12 protein-coding genes are annotated in these 16,345 nt (G+C 66.2%); 8 read left to right on the top strand and 4 right to left on the bottom strand.

Going from position 1 to position 16,345, the window contains the following annotated elements:
- Window positions 1-242 precede the first annotated feature (242 nt).
- The 8 genes from lptF to QW887_RS02105 all read left to right on the top strand — a co-directional run bounded on the left by lptF (window position 243) and on the right by QW887_RS02105 (window position 11,652).
- Window positions 243-1,412 (top strand): LPS export ABC transporter permease LptF, encoded by a 1,170-nt coding sequence (gene lptF, locus QW887_RS02140; RefSeq protein ID WP_315749956.1) that lies wholly within the window; start codon window positions 243-245, stop codon window positions 1,410-1,412.
- Complete coding sequence (lptG, locus tag QW887_RS02135; protein WP_316194124.1) at window positions 1,409-2,506, top strand: LPS export ABC transporter permease LptG; 1,098 nt, start codon at window positions 1,409-1,411, stop codon at window positions 2,504-2,506. The genes lptF and lptG overlap by 4 nt, the downstream gene beginning before the upstream one ends.
- Window positions 2,506-5,016 carry an LPS-assembly protein LptD gene (locus QW887_RS02130; protein ID WP_315826795.1) on the top strand — a complete coding sequence of 837 codons (2,511 nt, stop codon included), beginning with the start codon at window positions 2,506-2,508 and terminating at the stop codon, window positions 5,014-5,016. Before lptG ends, QW887_RS02130 begins: the two co-directional genes overlap by 1 nt.
- Window positions 5,017-5,120: 104 nt before the next feature.
- The gene (locus QW887_RS02125; RefSeq protein ID WP_315712396.1) at window positions 5,121-6,059 is read left to right on the top strand and encodes a SurA N-terminal domain-containing protein; all 939 of its coding nucleotides are present in this window, start codon (window positions 5,121-5,123) and stop codon (window positions 6,057-6,059) included.
- Window positions 6,059-7,060: a 4-hydroxythreonine-4-phosphate dehydrogenase PdxA gene (gene pdxA / locus QW887_RS02120; RefSeq protein ID WP_315712398.1), complete on the top strand. Its 1,002-nt coding sequence runs from the start codon at window positions 6,059-6,061 to the stop codon at window positions 7,058-7,060. The genes QW887_RS02125 and pdxA overlap by 1 nt, the downstream gene beginning before the upstream one ends.
- Window positions 7,057-7,917, top strand: a complete 861-nt coding sequence (rsmA, locus tag QW887_RS02115; protein WP_315712399.1) for a 16S rRNA (adenine(1518)-N(6)/adenine(1519)-N(6))-dimethyltransferase RsmA — start codon at window positions 7,057-7,059, stop codon at window positions 7,915-7,917. Before pdxA ends, rsmA begins: the two co-directional genes overlap by 4 nt.
- 27 nt (window positions 7,918-7,944) lie before the next feature.
- A complete protein-coding gene (locus QW887_RS02110) occupies window positions 7,945-9,003 on the top strand; it encodes an alcohol dehydrogenase (RefSeq protein ID WP_315712400.1) in 1,059 nt (352 codons plus the stop codon).
- Between the two features lie 381 nt (window positions 9,004-9,384).
- Window positions 9,385-11,652 (top strand): hypothetical protein, encoded by a 2,268-nt coding sequence (locus tag QW887_RS02105; protein ID WP_315712401.1) that lies wholly within the window; start codon window positions 9,385-9,387, stop codon window positions 11,650-11,652.
- A gap of 12 nt (window positions 11,653-11,664) precedes the next feature.
- On the opposite strand, the gene gmk is transcribed toward QW887_RS02105, so the two are convergent.
- The 4 genes from gmk to fabF form a co-directional block, all read right to left on the bottom strand.
- Window positions 11,665-12,324, bottom strand: a complete 660-nt coding sequence (gene gmk, locus QW887_RS02100) for a guanylate kinase (protein WP_172109343.1) — start codon at window positions 12,322-12,324, stop codon at window positions 11,665-11,667.
- A 3-nt stretch (window positions 12,325-12,327) separates the two neighbouring features.
- Window positions 12,328-13,215, bottom strand: coding sequence for a YicC/YloC family endoribonuclease (locus QW887_RS02095; RefSeq protein WP_315712651.1), 888 nt, complete (start codon window positions 13,213-13,215; stop codon window positions 12,328-12,330).
- A gap of 124 nt (window positions 13,216-13,339) precedes the next feature.
- Window positions 13,340-14,629: an endolytic transglycosylase MltG gene (mltG, locus tag QW887_RS02090; protein ID WP_315767262.1), complete on the bottom strand. Its 1,290-nt coding sequence runs from the start codon at window positions 14,627-14,629 to the stop codon at window positions 13,340-13,342.
- 277 nt (window positions 14,630-14,906) lie between these two features.
- Complete coding sequence (gene fabF / locus QW887_RS02085; protein WP_315712404.1) at window positions 14,907-16,172, bottom strand: beta-ketoacyl-ACP synthase II; 1,266 nt, start codon at window positions 16,170-16,172, stop codon at window positions 14,907-14,909.
- Between the last annotated feature and the right edge of the window lie 173 nt (window positions 16,173-16,345).

Here is a 16,345-nt window from a genome sequence, read left to right as displayed (position 1 = left end):
CAGCAGTATGGCCTGCCCGGACCGCGGCTGCCAAGCGCCGCGTGGCGGGCCAGTCACAATCATGAAATTTTGACCGTATTTTCGGGGCGCCACGCCACAGCCATTTTGTCGACGGATCAACGAGATGGTAATGATATTCACTGCTCTTGGAACGTCACGGCGACAGCGGCCTTGGGGGACCCGTTTCAAGGGGGGCTGCAGCGCTCGTTCCGGGACTGCTGATTGGGGATCGAGCGCAGACGATGGGGTCCATCGACAGGTACATCTTTCGCACGACGCTGGCGTCGTTCGCGCTGGTGTTGGTCAGCCTCACCGGCGTGATCTGGATTACGCAGGCGTTGCGCGGCATCGACCTGATGACCAGCCAGGGCCAGACGATCCTGACCTTCCTTGGCATCACCGGGCTCGTGATTCCCTCCCTGCTCGGCGTCATCGCGCCGATCGCGCTGATGATCGCGGTCTCGCACACGCTGAACAAGCTGGCGACCGATTCGGAGATCATCGTCATGAACGCCGCCGGCATGTCGCCGATCCGGCTGTTCGTGCCGTTCGCCTATGCCACCTGCGCGGTAGCCGTGCTGGTGACGGTGATCGCCGCCTTCTTCGCCCCCGACGGCCTGCGCCGGATCAAGCAGTGGGATGCCGAGATCACCGCCGACGTGCTCGCCAACATCCTACAGCCCGGGCGGTTCGCGCAGCTCGACCAGAACCTGACCATCCGGATCCGCGAGCGCCAGCCCGGCGGTGAGCTGTCCGGCATCCTGATCGACGACCGCCGCGACCCCAAGGAGCGAATCACGATCATCGCCGAGAAGGGCACCGTCGTGAAGAATGCCGACGGCTCGTTCCTGGTGCTGGAGGACGGCAATCTGGAACGCTTCGAGCTCGGCAAGCGCGAGCCGGCGATGGTCGCGTTCGCCCGCTACGCCTTCGACATGTCGAAGTTTTCGAACCAGGGCCGCGACGTCACGCTCGGCATCCGCGAGCGCTATCTGTGGGAACTGATGGCGCCCGCCGAAAACGATCCGATCTACAAGCAGATCCCGGGACAATTCCGCCAGGAATTGCACGACCGCTTCCTGGCGCCGATCTATCCGTTCGCCTTCGCTGCCCTCACCTTCGCATTCCTGGGCGCGCCGCGGACCACACGCCAGAGCCGCAACTTCTCGTTCGGCAGCGCCATTCTCGCCGTGTTCGGCGTCCGCATGGCGGGCTTCGCCTGCTCGGTCATGACCGTGAAGACGCCGATGGCGGCGCTGGTGCAGTACCTCATGCTGTTCGGCGTGCTCGGCCTCAGCATCTGGATCATCATCGGCGGCGTGGTGGTCGAGCCGCCGGCGCGGCTGATGGAAGCCATCAACCGCTCGAACGCGCGGATCGCACGCCTGTTCGGAAGGCCGGCCACCGCATGAGCATGGTCACCAACACGCTCGGGCGCTATTTCGCCGGCCGCTTCCTGGTCTCGGCGGTCGGCGTGTTCGCGAGCATCTTCATCCTGCTCGTGCTCGTCGACTACATCGAGATGGTGCGCAAGACCTCCGGGCTCGCCTCGGCCTCGGCGCTGATGGTGGCGGAGACGTCGCTGTTCCGGGTGCCGCAATTGCTCGAGAAGATGATGCCGTTCTGCGTCCTGATCGGCACCATGACCTGCTATCTCGCGCTGTCGCGCCGACTCGAACTCGTGGTGGCGCGCGCGGCCGGGGTCTCCGCCTGGCAGTTCATCGCGCCGGCGCTGGCAAGCGCCATCGTGCTCGGGCTAATGGCGACGACCCTCTACAACCCGATGTCGGCAAATCTGCGCGAGCTCTCCAAGCGCATGGAGGCCGAGCTGTTCGGCGCCGCCCCGGGCGGCGGCGTGCAGGACGCGGCCGGCTTCTGGCTCAACCAGATCAACCCCGACGGCTCGGTCATCATCAATGCCGCGCGCAGCGAGCAGCAGGGCGTCCGCCTGACCGGACTGACCCTGTTCCGTTTTGATACGGACAAGCACTTCAAGGAACGAATCGAAGCGCGCGAGGCGACCCTGGAAGAAGGCCGGTGGGTCTTCCGGTCCGTGCGCCGATTCTCCCTCGATGCGCCGCCGGTCGACGAACCGACGTACATTCTTCCGACCAGCCTGACGCCGGCACAGGTCCGAAACAGCTTCTCCACCCCCGAAACTGTGTCGTTTTGGCAACTTCCGACATACATCCGCTCGTCGGAGAGCTCGGGCTTCGCGACCGCGGGGTACAAACTGCAGTATCATAAGCTGATCGCGCAGCCGTTTTTGCTGGCTGCGATGGTCATGCTGGCTGCGTCCGTGTCGCTCAGGTTCTTCCGAATGGGTGGCGTACAGAAAATGGTTTTGAGTGGCGTGGGCGCCGGGTTTCTGCTCTACGTTCTGTCGAAAGTAACTGAAGATTTGAGCAAGGCTGAGTTGATGAATCCGATCGCTGCGGCGTGGCTGCCGGTGTTCGTCGGCGGCCTCACCGGCTTCATGGCCTTGCTCTACCAGGAGGACGGCTAGTGTCGTTCGTTGCCGTCCGTCAGACAGCGCTCGCCGCGCTTCGGCAGCATGCCGTTGCGCGCGTCGGTTGCGCGCGCGTGCGTCGCGCCGGGTCTGGCGTACTTGGATTCGTTATGGCCTGCGGGCTCGGCCTGATGGTCGCTGCTGCGATCGCGGTCGTGGCGCCGACCCCTGCCGTGGCGCAGGGCTTCACCTACAATCCGCGCCCGCCCAAGGCGCCGCCGCCGCGCGTCGCCAACGACAACCAGATGCTGGTGCAGGCGACCGAGGTCGATTACGACTACAACAACTCGCGCGTGTCGGCGGTCGGCAACGTGCAACTGTTCTACAACGGCACCTCGGTCGAGGCCGACCGGGTGATCTACGACCAGAAGACCAAGCGCCTGCATGCGGAAGGCAACATCCGCATGACCGACGCCGACGGCAAGATCACCTACGCCAACAGCCTGGATCTGTCGGACGACTATCGTGACGGCTTCGTCGATTCGCTGCGCGTCGAGACCGAGGATCAGACGCGGATGGCGGCGACCCGCGCCGACCGCTCCAAGGGCAATTACACCGTCTTCGAGAACGGCGTGTACACCGCCTGCGCGCCGTGCAAGGACGATCCGAAGAAGCCGCCGCTGTGGCAGGTCAAGGGTGCGCGCATCATCCACGACCAGACCGAGAAGATGCTGTATTTCGAGAACGCCCAGCTCGAATTCTTCGGCGTTCCCCTGGCCTACATCCCCTACTTCTCGACGCCCGATCCGACCGTGAAGCGCAAGAGCGGCTTCCTGATGCCCGGCGTCACCCAGACCGGCGGCTACGGCTTCGGCGTCGACATCCCCTATTACTGGGCGATCGCGCCGGATTACGACGCGACCTTCACGCCGCGCATCACCTCCAAGCAGGGCGTGCTGCTGCAGACCGAGTTCCGCCAGCGCCTCAGCAATGGCGGCTATCAGGTGCGCCTGTACGGCATCGATCAGCTCGACCGCAACGCCTTCGCCGGCCAGCCGGGCGACCGCCAGTTCCGCGGCGGCGTCGACACCAAGGGCCAGTTCGCGCTCAACGACAAGTGGGTCTGGGGCTGGGACGGCATCCTGCTGTCCGACTACATGTTCCTGTCGGATTACCGGCTGGCGCAGTACCGCGACCCGTTCAACTCGTTCATGAGCCTGCCGACCGAGGCGATCTCGCAGCTGTATTTGACCGGCGTTGGCAGCCGCAGCTTCTTCGACGTCAGGGCGATCCACTATCTGAGCTTCTCGGGCAACCAGCAGACCGTGCCGGTGGTCTATCCGGTGCTGGATTACTCGAACGTGCTGAACTATCCCGTGTTCGGCGGCGAGTTCAGCTACAAGACCAACTTCGTCAATCTGAGCCGCCAGACGGCGGTGTTCGATCCGATCACCACCACGGCCAACACCAACGGCCTGTGCACGACGACATCGGCTGACCCGCTTGCGCGCCTGCCGACGCAGTGCCTGCTGCGCGCCACGCCCGGCACCTACACCCGCCTGACTGCGCAGGCGGAGTGGCGGCGGTCGTTCACGGATCCCTACGGCCAGATCTGGACGCCGTTCGCGATCCTGCGCGCGGATGCGATCAACGCCAACGTCTCGAACCAGCCGGGTGTGGGCAACTTCCTGCAGACCGGCGACACCCAGGCGCTGCGGCTGATGCCGACGGTCGGCCTGGAATATCGCTACCCGTTCATCAACGTTCAGCCGTGGGGCACGACGACGATCGAGCCGATCGCGCAAGTGATCATCCGGCCGAACGAGACCTATGCCGGCCGGCTGCCGAACGAGGACGCCCAGAGCATGGTGTTCGACGCCAGCAACCTGTTCAGCGTCGACAAGTTCTCCGGCTACGACCGCGTCGAGGGCGGCGGGCGCGCCAATGTCGGCGTCCAGGCGACCACGCAGTTCGACCGCGGCGGCACCATCAACGTGCTGTTCGGCCAGTCCTATCACCTGTTCGGGATGAACTCGTTCGCGGTGCAGGACGCCAACAACACCGCCATCGGCTCCGGCCTGGACAAGAACGTCTCGGACTACGTGGCGCGGGTCGACTACTCGCCGAACCGCACTTACACGTTCAGCATGCGCAGCCGGTTCGACCAGCAGACCCTGAACATCCAGCGCTTCGAGGCGGAAGCCAAGGCGAACTTCGACCGCTGGTCGGTGGCCCTGACCTACGGCAACTATGCTGCCGATCCGGCGATCGGTTACCTCACCCGTCGTGAGGGCATCCTGGGTAGCGGCTCGGTCAAGGTGGCACCGAACTGGGTCGTGACGGGCGCCGCGCGGTGGGACCTCGCTGCCAACAAGATCAACCAGTATGTGATCGGCGCGGGCTATGTGGACGACTGTTTCGTGCTGGCCGCCAACTATGTAACGTCGTATAACTATACGGCAGGCACCACTCCACCCGTTCTGAGCCATGCCTATATGCTCCAGATCGGGCTTCGGACGCTTGCCACGACCTCGTCGACGGGAACCGGGGCTGGCGGCCTTCAGTAGTGCGCGCCAGTCTCCGACGGGCCGCTCCGTGGGGTTCGAAAGTCCCTCGTCGGGAGCCGTGGCGCGGCTTCCAGTTGGATCAATAGCGACAGCGAAGCTTGGTCATGACGATCGCGTTCTCTCCTCGCCTTCGGGCCCTGGCCATCTGCACTCTTGCCGCACTCGCCTGCGGCATCGGAACGATGTCGGCTCGCGCCCAGAGCATCGTCGTCATGGTCAATGGCGATCCCATCACCGACTATGACATCGAGCAGCGCACCAAGCTGAACTTCCTGAGCACGCGCAAGCATCAGTCCCGCCAGGAGATCATCGACGAGCTGATCGACGACAAGGTGAAGATCAAGGAAGGCAAGAAGTTCGGCGTCGAGCCGACCGCCTCCGACGTCGACCAATCGTTTGCTGGCATGGGCTCTCGCATGCGGCTCAACCCGGAACAGTTGACCAAATCGCTGGAGAGCCAGGGCGTGCGGCCGGAGACGCTGAAGGCCCGCATCAAGGCGGAGATCGTCTGGAGCAGCCTGGTGCGCGGCCGCTACAAGGAGCGTCTGCTCGTCTCCGACAAGGACGTGGCCGCGGCCGTCGCCGCTGCCGGCGGCGACGGCGATCAGCAGGGCCAGGCGTTCGAGTACAAGATGCAGCCGATCGTGCTGATCGTGTCGAACTCCTCGAACCAGGGCTTGATGGAAGCACGTCACAAGGAGGCGGAAGCGCTGCGCTCACGGGTGCAGACCTGCGCCGAAGCCAACAACATCTTCAAGACGACGGCGAACGCGGTCATCAAGGAGATCGTCGTCAAGACGTCCGCCGACATTCCGCCGAATCTGCGCAAGCTGCTCGATGACACACCGATCGGCCACCTGACTCCGCCGGAAGCGACGCGGCAGGGCATTCAGATGGTGGCGCTCTGCTCGCGGACTCCGACCACGATCGACACGCCGAAGAAGCGCGAGATCAAGGAGCAGATGTACACCAAGAAATACGAGGCCACCTCCAAGGCCTATCTGCAGGAAGTCCGCAAGGCGGCGATGATCGAATATCGCTGATGACGAAGCCGCTCGCGCTGACCCTGGGGGAACCGGCAGGCATTGGCCCCGACATCACCCTGCAGGCGTGGCTGCGCCGCACCGAGCTCGGCCTCCCCGCCTTCTACGTGCGCGGTGATCCTGCCTTCCTGGCTCAGCGCGCCAAGCTGCTCGACCTCCCCGTCACCGTGGACGAGGTTCGTCCCGAACAAGCGGCGCAGGCGTTTGCGACCGCGCTGCCCGTGGTCCCCACCGGGCACGCCGTGACGGCCCCGCCGGGCCGCCCGGACACGACGAGTGCCGAGGCGGCCATCGGCTCGATCCGGGAGGCCGTGGCCGACGTGAGGGCCGGACGCGCCAGCGCCGTCGTGACCAACCCGATCGCCAAGGCCGTGCTCTACCGTGCCGGCTTCTCGCATCCCGGCCATACCGAATTTCTCGCCGAGCTCGCCGCGGATGGCGGAGCCACGCCACAGCCGGTCATGATGCTGTGGTCGCCTGTTCTCGCCGTGGTGCCTGTGACGATCCACGTCGCGTTGCGCGATGCGATCGACCAGCTGACGAGCCCGCTGATCACGTCGACGACGCGAATCGTCGCGGCGAGCCTGCGCCGCTATTTCGGCGTATCGCGGCCGCGCATTGCGATGTCGGGCCTCAATCCGCATGCGGGCGAGGACGGCACGCTCGGCACCGAAGAGGACACGATCATCGCGCCCGCGATCGCAACCTTGCGCAATGCTGGCCTCGACGTGCAGGGACCGCTGCCGGCAGACACGATGTTTCATGAAGCCGCGCGCAAGACCTATGACTGCGCCATCTGCATGTACCACGATCAGGCACTGATCCCGATCAAGACGCTGGCGTTCGACGAGGGCGTCAACGTGACGCTCGGCCTGCCCTTCATCCGCACCTCGCCCGACCACGGCACGGCGTTCGACATTGCCGGCAAGGGCACCGCCAATCCGGCGAGCCTGATCGCGGCGCTCGAGCTCGCGGCGCGCATGGCCAGCCAGTCGTCATGAGCGCGATCGACGACCTCCCGCCGCTGCGCGAGGTCATTCGCGATCATCAGCTGTCGGCTCGCAAGGCGCTCGGCCAGAACTTCCTGCTCGATCTCAATCTCACCGCCCGGATCGCGCGCGCCGCCGGCCCGCTGGAGGACGCCACCGTGGTGGAGATCGGCCCCGGTCCGGGAGGCCTGACGCGGGCGCTGCTCGCGCTCGGCGCGCGCCACGTGATCGCGGTCGAGCACGACGAGCGCGCGATCCCGGCGCTGCAGGCGATCGCCGCGCGCTATCCGGGGCGGCTCGAAATCGTCTGCACCGACGCCCGCACCTTCGACGTCCGGCCCTACCTCGGCAGCACCAAGGCGAAGATCGTCGCCAACCTGCCCTACAACATCGCGACGCACCTCCTGATCGGCTGGCTTTCCGCAGAGCCGTGGCCGCCCTGGTACGACATGATGGTGCTGATGTTTCAGCGCGAGGTCGCCGAGCGCATCGTCGCGCGCGAGAACGAGGACGCCTATGGCCGGCTCGGCGTGCTCGCCAACTGGCGCTGCGAGACCAAGATCCTGTTCGACATCTCGCCATCCGCCTTCGTGCCGCCGCCGAAGGTCACGTCGTCCGTGGTGCGGCTGGTGCCGCGCCCGTCGCCCGAACCCTGCGACCGCCGCGCGCTCGAGCAGGTCGCCGCCGCCGCCTTCGGCCAGCGCCGCAAGATGCTGCGGCAGAGCCTGAAGTCGCTGCCGGCGGATCCCGCGCGGCTCGCGGCCGCCGCAGGCGTCGATCCCACCCGCCGCGCCGAGACCATTCCGGTGTCGGGCTTTGTTGCCATGGCCCGCGAATTGACCAATAGTCGCGACGCGAACAAGTCTTAATCAACAAGCATTTCAGGGAGTTTCATCATGGCGTTGATGCGCCGTCAGTCGCTCGTCAAGTTCGACGCACCGCTGTGCGAAACCATCGTCGAGACGCCGAAGCCGCAAGGCCGGGAAGTTCTGGTTCGCATCGAGCGCTGCGGCCTGTGCCACTCCGACCTGCATATCCAGGACGGCTATGCCGATCTCGGCGGCGGCAAGCGCCTGGACACCACGCGCGGCATGACCCTCCCCTTCACGCTCGGACACGAGATTGCCGGCGTCGTCGATGAGGTCGGACCCGACGTGCCGAAGGAACTGATCGGCGCGCGCCGCGCAGTGTTTCCGTGGATCGGCTGCGGCCAATGCCGCGACTGCGCCAATGGCGACGAGAATTTGTGCGCCAAGCAGCGCTTCCTCGGCGTCTCGATTGACGGCGGCTTCGCCACCCACGTGCTGGTGCCGGATGCGAAGTATCTGCTGGAATACGATCCGCTGCCGGTCAATCAGGCCGCGACGCTGATGTGCTCCGGCGTAACGGCCTATGGCGCGCTCAAGCGCCTCGTGGATCGGCCGCGCCAGCGCAATCTGCTGCTGATCGGACTCGGCGGCGTCGGCATGATGGGCCTGTCGTTCGCGCAGGCGATGTTCAAGCAACCGATCTCGGTGGCCGACCTCTCGGCGGCCGCGCGCGAGACCGCGCTGAAGAATGGCGCCGCGACGGCCTACGATCCGGCCGAGCCGGATGTGATCAAGCGCATCCTCAAGGAGACCGAGGGCGGCTTCGACGAGGTCGTCGATTTCGCCGGCAACGAGAAGTCGATGGCCTTTGCGGTGTCCGTCGTTGCACGCGGCGGCAAGATCGTCGTCTCCGGACTGATGGGCGGCCAGTTCACCCTGCCGATGGTTCAATGGGTGTACAAGCGCATGACCATCGAGGGCTTCATGGTCGGCACGCTGACTGAGGCGCACGAGTTGATGGCGCTCGCGCGCGCCGGCAAGATCAAGCCGCCGCCGATGCGCGAGGAGCCGATGGCTGACGTACAGAAGTGGATCGATGCGCTGCGCGCCGGCCATGTGGTCGGACGTGTGGTGCTGACGAACTGATCCCTCGTCCGTTGCGACATCGCACGCGGCGGCGGTGCTGCACCGCTGCCGCCGTGGCCAATCATTTGTCCACAAACGTAGAGGTTGTCGGCGCCGCGCCTCGGATCCCTGAGGGTGAAAAGTCAGGTCCATCTTCACGGATGTGACCGATTTGGCGCGCTAGCGCGGCCAAAATCGAGGCGGGATGCGGATCCTTTTGTGGGAAAAAAGCCGCACTCGGGCACGAAAGGATCGCGACAGAATTAATCCGGAATTGCGGCTCATTGCCACCCAACTTCTCTCCGAGAACGCGCCGTTGCGTAAGCGTATCCGGAGTCTTCAATGGCAAGCCGAACGGCAGGAGTTGCGTTTGCCATTGCAGCCGGAATCGCCGGCACCGTCGTGCTCGTGCTGCCGCGCGTCGTGTTGGCGGCGGAGGAATGTCTGACCGAGCCGACGGGAGAGAAGTCTGACGCGCAACGCTGGTACTATCGTTTCGATCGTGGCACCAATCGGCGTTGCTGGTATCTGAAAGACGCCAACGGCAATACCCGTGACGCCGCGGCACCGATGCGGGCCGCGCAGCAGCCGACTCCCTGGGACTTCGCCCAGCCCGCTCCACCCAAACTGACGCCGAGACGCAGCGATGGCCCGGTCGCTCGCACCAGCGACGCCCTCGCCGAAGCGCCGCAGCCGCGGCTGCGTGCCGATCTCGCCGTGCGGGGCACGCCGAAGCCGCAGACTCTCGCCACGCCGACGACGCTGACGGCATCGGACACCAGCCTGCCGCGCAGCCTCGATAGCTCGCCCTGGCCCTCTGCCCCGCCGCAACAGGCGGACCCGATCGCGGCCGATGCGCCACCACCGGCAATGGCCGACGACGGCAATGCGGAGCCGGACGCGAATGCGGCGCCGACTGCCGACGGGCCGATCATCGCACCCAAGCCGAGCAAGCCCGAAGCGCCCATCCACGTGCTCATGCTCGTGGTCATCGGCGCACTCGCGATTTCAGGACTGCTGGCGAGCGCGCTCTATCGGCTCAGCCGGATGGGACGGCGGCAACGGCGCAACGGCAGCTGGCACGCGGACGCAGTACGGATGCGCCGCAGTCGCATCAAACCACGCTCCAAGGCGCCGCAGGGCGGGATGCGTGCGAACCGCGGCAGCATGCCGGCGGCACCATCCCAGCCAGGCGGCAGCCGCGGCTCCCAGCCGGCTTCGGCGCTCGACCTCGCCAGCGCGCGGCTGTCCGCTTCAACGGACCAGATCGACCCCCGTGCGCAGCGACCGGCGCCGTCTCCCCAGCATCAGGATCACCCGGCCGTGGCCGCACGCCGACGCGACCGGGACGCGGCTGCGGAGATGCAACGATCACAATCCACCGACGCAGTATGGCAGGCGGTCGATGAGTTGGTGGATCGCGCAGCAGTGCGCCGGGCCGAGCCTTCCGGGGCACAGATCGCTGCGACCAACGCGCCGCCATCGCCGGTTGCCGCAACTGCCGCATCGCCTGCTGCTCCGGCGCAGGCACAACTGGCGGCTGCCCAGATGGCCGCGGCGCAGGCCGCTGCCGCCAAGATTGCAGCAGCCCAGGCGAGCGCCGCTGCTGCAGCCGCCTCGCCGCGCTCGCCGACCTATGCGGCACCGACCGCGCCCGCCGAGCCCTGGCCGGCGGCGCAGCGGGTTGAACCAGCGAATCCCACCCGCATCCAGGCAGCCGCAGCAATGCCGCCAGCCGCCCCGCCACCGGCGCAGGCTGCCGCGACCGCCGCCCCACCTGCCCCTGTCGACGTCAGCGAAATCGTGTCGGCGCTGCGCAAGGCCCGAAGCAGCGATGTCACGTCCCCCTCTGCCGGCGCTCCGATCGACGCCGCCAAGGTGATTGCCGCGCTGCTGGTGTCGCGCGCGGCCAAGCGGCACGCCACGCAACCCGGCGAGGCTAGCGATGATCCGGCTGCAGCGGCCCTCGCTGAGACGGCTCCGCCAACGCAGGCGGACGCTGCACCCCGGACCACGCAGGCGTCGCAACACCTGACGAACCATCCGCGTGGCGGCCAGCCCGTCGCTCAGCCCGTTCCCGGGACGCCCGATCAGCCTGCCTCCCCGCGCGCGCCGTCAACGGCACCAGCCGATCCAGCGGCCGCACTGATCGAGACGCTTCGCGCGCATGCGGCACGACAACCGGCCCCTCAGCCTGACGATGACATCGCCGTGGGCGGACCCGCGATGATGTCGGAAGCCCCTGCCGCCGAAGACGATGAGCTCGACGATCCTGCGGCGGCGCTGATCAACCTTCTGCAGTCGCGCTTTTCATTGCCCGAAGACGAGCTGGAGGCAGAGCCGCAGCAGGAGGAGTTCTCCGTCGAGGCTCAGCAGGACGTCGCGCACATGCATGATGATCCCGCGGCCCGACTGATGAGTCTCCTGGAATCGCGGTCGTCGATCCCCGCCGCGCTACCTATCGACAGACCGCAGGCGCAGCAGCAGCCACAGCGCCCGTCGCAGCAGCGTCCCCTGTTCGTGCCGACGCCGTTCGAGGATCCGGCGACCCCGCCGCTCGACTTCATTCCGCGGCCTCCGGCGCTGCGGCCGCGGCCGCGCAACATTCAGCAGGATGATGAGCTCGACGGCATCCAGGACATCCTGGCGCGCCTCGGCCGGCGGGCGTAGACGGAAGGCGTTTCAGCTCTCGAGCTGGCGCTGCAGCTCGCGCACGAAGGTCGTCAATCCGGTCCGGCGCTCGCGCTTCAGGCGCTCGGCCTTGAGGATCGACTGCACCTCGGCGAACGCATCGTCCACGTTGCGGTTGATGACGATGTAGTCGTACTCCGCCCAGTGGCTCATCTCGTGGCTGGCGCGGCTCATGCGCCCGCGGATGACCTCGTCGGAGTCCTGCGCGCGCGTGTGGAGACGCTTCTCCAGATCGGCGGCGGACGGCGGCAGGATGAACACGCTGACGACGTCCTGCCGCGCCTTCTCGCGCAGTTGCTGCGTGCCCTGCCAGTCGATGTCGAACAGCACGTCCTGGCCCGCCGACAACGCCGCTTCGACCGGCGCGCGCGGCGTGCCATAGCGATTGTCGAACACGGTGGCCCATTCGAGCAGCTCGTTGCGCTTGGCCATGTCCTCGAAGCGCGCCCGGTCGACGAAGTGATAGTCGCGGCCGTCGACCTCACCAGGCCGCATCGGACGCGTCGTCGCCGAGACCGACATCCGCAGGCCCGACATGCGCTCGATCAGCAGGCGCGACAGCGTCGTCTTGCCTGCCCCCGAAGGCGATGACAGCACGAACATCAGCCCGCGCCGCTCGACCCCATCGAAGCTTCCGTCGTGAGCCGCCATGGATCACTCCAGATTCTGAACCTGTTCGCGAAACTGCTCGACCACGGTCTTCATCTCCAGGCCGATGTTCGTCAGCTCGATGTCGTTCGACTTCGAGCAGGTGGTGTTGACCTCGCGATGGAATTCCTGGGCGAGGAAGTCGAGCCGGCGGCCGACGGGCCCGCCCTTGCCGAGCATCTCGCGCGCCTGCGCGATGTGCGAGGCGATGCGATCGAGTTCCTCGCGCACGTCGGCCTTGGCCGCGATCAGCAGCGCCTCCTGCGCCAGGCGATCGGGATCGAAGCGGTCGGAGGTTTCGAGCAGGGCTGCCACCTGTTCGGCCAGCCGCGCCTTGATCGCCTCGGGCTTGCGGCCCGGCGACGCCTCCGCCCTTTTCGCCAACGCCTCGATTTCGTCGACGCGCTGATTGAGGATCTGACCGAGCGTGTCGCCCTCGCGCCGGCGCATCTCGACGAGATGTTTCAGAGCGGTGTCGAAGCCTGCAATCGCCGCCTCTTTGGCGGCCTTGTCCTCGGCCTCGTCACTCTCCGGCTCGGCCACCTCGATCACGCCCTTGATCGACAGCAGCCCGTCAATGCTCGGTGCGACCGCGTCAATCCTGCCGGCGAGCGAGCTCGCCATCTTCACCACCGCAGCCAGCACGTCCTCGTTGATTCGCACCGTCGACCCGGTCTCGGTGCGCTTGACGGTGAGATTCGCATAGACCGTGCCGCGCGACAGGACTTCCGTCGCGCGCTTCTTGGCGAAGGCCTCGACCTCGTCCCAGCCCTGCGGCAATCGCACCCGGACGTCCAATCCCTTGGCGTTGACCGACTTCAACTCCCACTCGAACGAGTAGGGACCGCTTGCCCCGTGGCTACGGGCAAAGCCGGTCATGCTCGACAGCGCCATTTCGTCCATGTCTCCGGCACATTGGGAACGGGGACAGACTCAACCCCCGCCGAAAGTGCGCGAACCTTACGGCCTTTTGGGCAAATGTTAAGCCCGGTTCTGCGCGGCCGACATGCGTGGGAAATTATTGCTGAACGACCGGCGGGCTCGGCTGCGCCGCCCCCTGACGGGCGCCGTTGCCAGGTGCGGCCCCCGGTGCAACTCCGCCGGTGGCGCGGTTGGCCGGCGGCTTCTTTGCCGCTGCGGGCGCCCGTGGGGTCGCTCCGGCCGCCGGATCGGCCGCGCCACCCGCGACGGCAGGCGGCGCCTCGTCGGGCTCGACGGTGTCGTTCTGGGTCTGCCGCTCCATCGCCCTGAGCTTGGCGACGTTCTTCTGGTGCAGGTCGTAGGTTTCGGTGAAAGCATGGCCGCCGGTGCCGTCGGCGACGAAATAGAGATCGCGCGTGCGCGCCGGATTGGCCGTCGCCTCCAGCGAGGCGCGGCCGGGGTTGGAGATCGGTCCCGGCGGCAGGCCCTCGATCACATAGGTGTTGTAGGGCGACGGCTGGGTGATCTCGCTGCGCTTGATCGGACGGCCCAGCGTGCCCTTGCCGCCGACCAGACCATAGATGATGGTCGGATCGGACTGCAGCTTGATCCTCTGCTTCAGCCGGTTGACGAACACGGCGGCCACCCGGCTGCGCTCGTCGGGCTTGCCGGTCTCCTTCTCGACGATCGAAGCCAGCGTCACCAGCTGCTCCGGCGTCCTGACCGGCAGATCCGGACTACGCCGTTCCCAGATCTCGGCCAACACGCGCTTCTGCGCCTGCTGCATGCGTTGCACGACCTGATCGCGGCTGGTGCCGCGCGGAAACTTGTAGGTCTCCGGCAACAACGTGCCTTCGCGCGGAATCTCGCGGACGCTGCCGGTGAAGATCTCGTTCTCGGACAGGCGGGCCACGATCTGCTCTGACGTCAGGCCCTCGGGCACGGTCACCGAATGCTGCACGACCTTGCCTTCGACGATGACGCCGATCACGTCGCGCAACGATGCATTCTTCTGGAACGCATACTCGCCCGGCTTGAGGTCGGAACTGGCCTTCAGGGCATAGACTCCACCGATGAAGATCCACGGATTGACGTCGATCACACCTTCACGCGCGAGCACGTCGGCAATATCGCGTTTGCCCGCGCGCTGCGGGATGTTGACGACCTTGTCCTCCTGCAGCGGTCCTGCCGCTTCCAGGATCTGCCGTCCATAATAGTAGGCCGCGCCCACGCCGAGCATGGCCAGGATGAGCAAGGTGATGATCGCGTTGCCGACAACCACGAACGGATTGCGGGCGCGGTCGGAGCGGCGCGGCGGCGGCGGCACGCGTTCCGGCTCCAGCGCTGCGCGCGGGCTGCGGGGCGAGATGGGCGGCCGTTCACTCATCGATGCAACCTTCAGTCCTGTCGCTCTCGTCGTGGCCGTGCGCTCCCCAACGCAAGCGACCTGAAGTCCACGCCCATTTAACGATTCGTCATCTCGTCATCGAATACGGCGAAAAGGTGTTTTCGCCGGGCCTCACCGCCATGCGTATCCACTTACCGCATCGGCGCCGAAGGCCGACCTGCGAAAGACACGCGAAGTCTTGGGTTCTAGTGTGGCTGCAGTCGGATATCCGCGTGACCAAGCGACAATCGGCCCGCGCGGCATCCGTCCTTCCGCACTAGGTCACCACGCGCCGTAAAACCACCGACGCGTTGGTGCCGCCGAAACCAAACGAGTTCGACAGTGCCACGTTGATCTCGCGTTTGCGAGGTGCATGCGGCACGAGATCGATCGCGGTTTCCACCGACGGGTTCTCCAGATTGATCGTCGGCGGGGCGATGTTATCCCGAATCGCGAGAATGCTGAAGATGGCTTCGACGGCGCCGGCCGCGCCGAGCAGATGTCCGATCGACGATTTGGTCGACGACATCGAGATCTTCGAAGCGGCATTGCCAAGCAGGCGCTCGACCGCGCCGAGTTCGATCTCGTCGCCGACTTGAGTCGAGGTGCCGTGCGCGTTGATGTAGTCGAGGTCGGCGGCCGTGATACCGGCGCGCTTCAGCGCCGCACTCATGCTGCGAAAACCGCCGTCGCCGTCCGGAGATGGCGAGGTGATGTGATAGGCATCTCCGGAGAGTCCGTAGCCGGAGACCTCGGCGTAGATCCGCGCGCCACGTGCTTTGGCGTGCTCATACTCCTCGAGCACGACCACGCCGGCGCCCTCGCCCATCACGAAGCCGTCGCGGTCCTTATCGTAAGGGCGCGACGCGCGCTCGGGCGTCTCGTTGAATCCGGTCGACAGCGCGCGCGCCGCGCAGAACCCGGCCATGCCAATTCGGCAAATCGGCGATTCGGTGCCGCCGGCGACCATGACATCGGCATCGCCGAGCGCGATCAGGCGGCTGGCGTCGCCGATCGCATGCGCGCCGGTCGAGCACGCAGTGACGACCGAATGATTGGGACCCTTGAGCCCGTGCTCGATCGAGACATAGCCCGAGGCGAGATTGATCAGACGTCCAGGAATGAAGAAGGGCGACACTTTGCGCGGACCGCGCTCCTTCAGGAGGATCGCAGTGTCGGCAATGCCCGAGAGGCCCCCGATGCCGGACCCGATCAGCGTGCCGGTGGCACAGCGGTCCTCTTCCGTCGCAGGATGCCAGTTGGCGTCATCGAGCGCCTGACGCGCCGCAGCCATCGCGAAAATGATGAAATCGTCGACCTTGCGCTGGTCCTTCGGCTCCATCCACTGGTCGGCATTGAAGGTGCCGTCGGAGCCATCGCCGCGCGGCACCTGACAGGCCACCTTGGCGGGAAGATCGGAGACCTCGAACGACTCGATCAAGCGCGCACCGCTCTTGCCCTGAAGGATGCGCTGCCAGGTCGTTTCCACACCACAGCCAAGCGGCGAAACCATGCCAAGGCCAGTGACGACAACCCGCCTCATGTTCGTTTCTCCAGACCCGACCTTGAGCGCTTGTGCATCGGCTGACGGCCGTCGCCGCACCTCGGGTCAATTGTTCGAGTAACACGTTCTGGCCGGGCAGCGCGTCCGAATCGTCCATCGCCGACCGCCAGATGACGGCTCATCACGACGCCGCCAACAGCAAGAAACCGGTC

Origin of the sequence: Bradyrhizobium sp. SZCCHNRI3052 (assembly GCF_032484895.1) — a bacterium.
Classification (GTDB): domain Bacteria; phylum Pseudomonadota; class Alphaproteobacteria; order Rhizobiales; family Xanthobacteraceae; genus Bradyrhizobium.
This window is presented reverse-complemented; position numbering and strand designations above follow the sequence as displayed.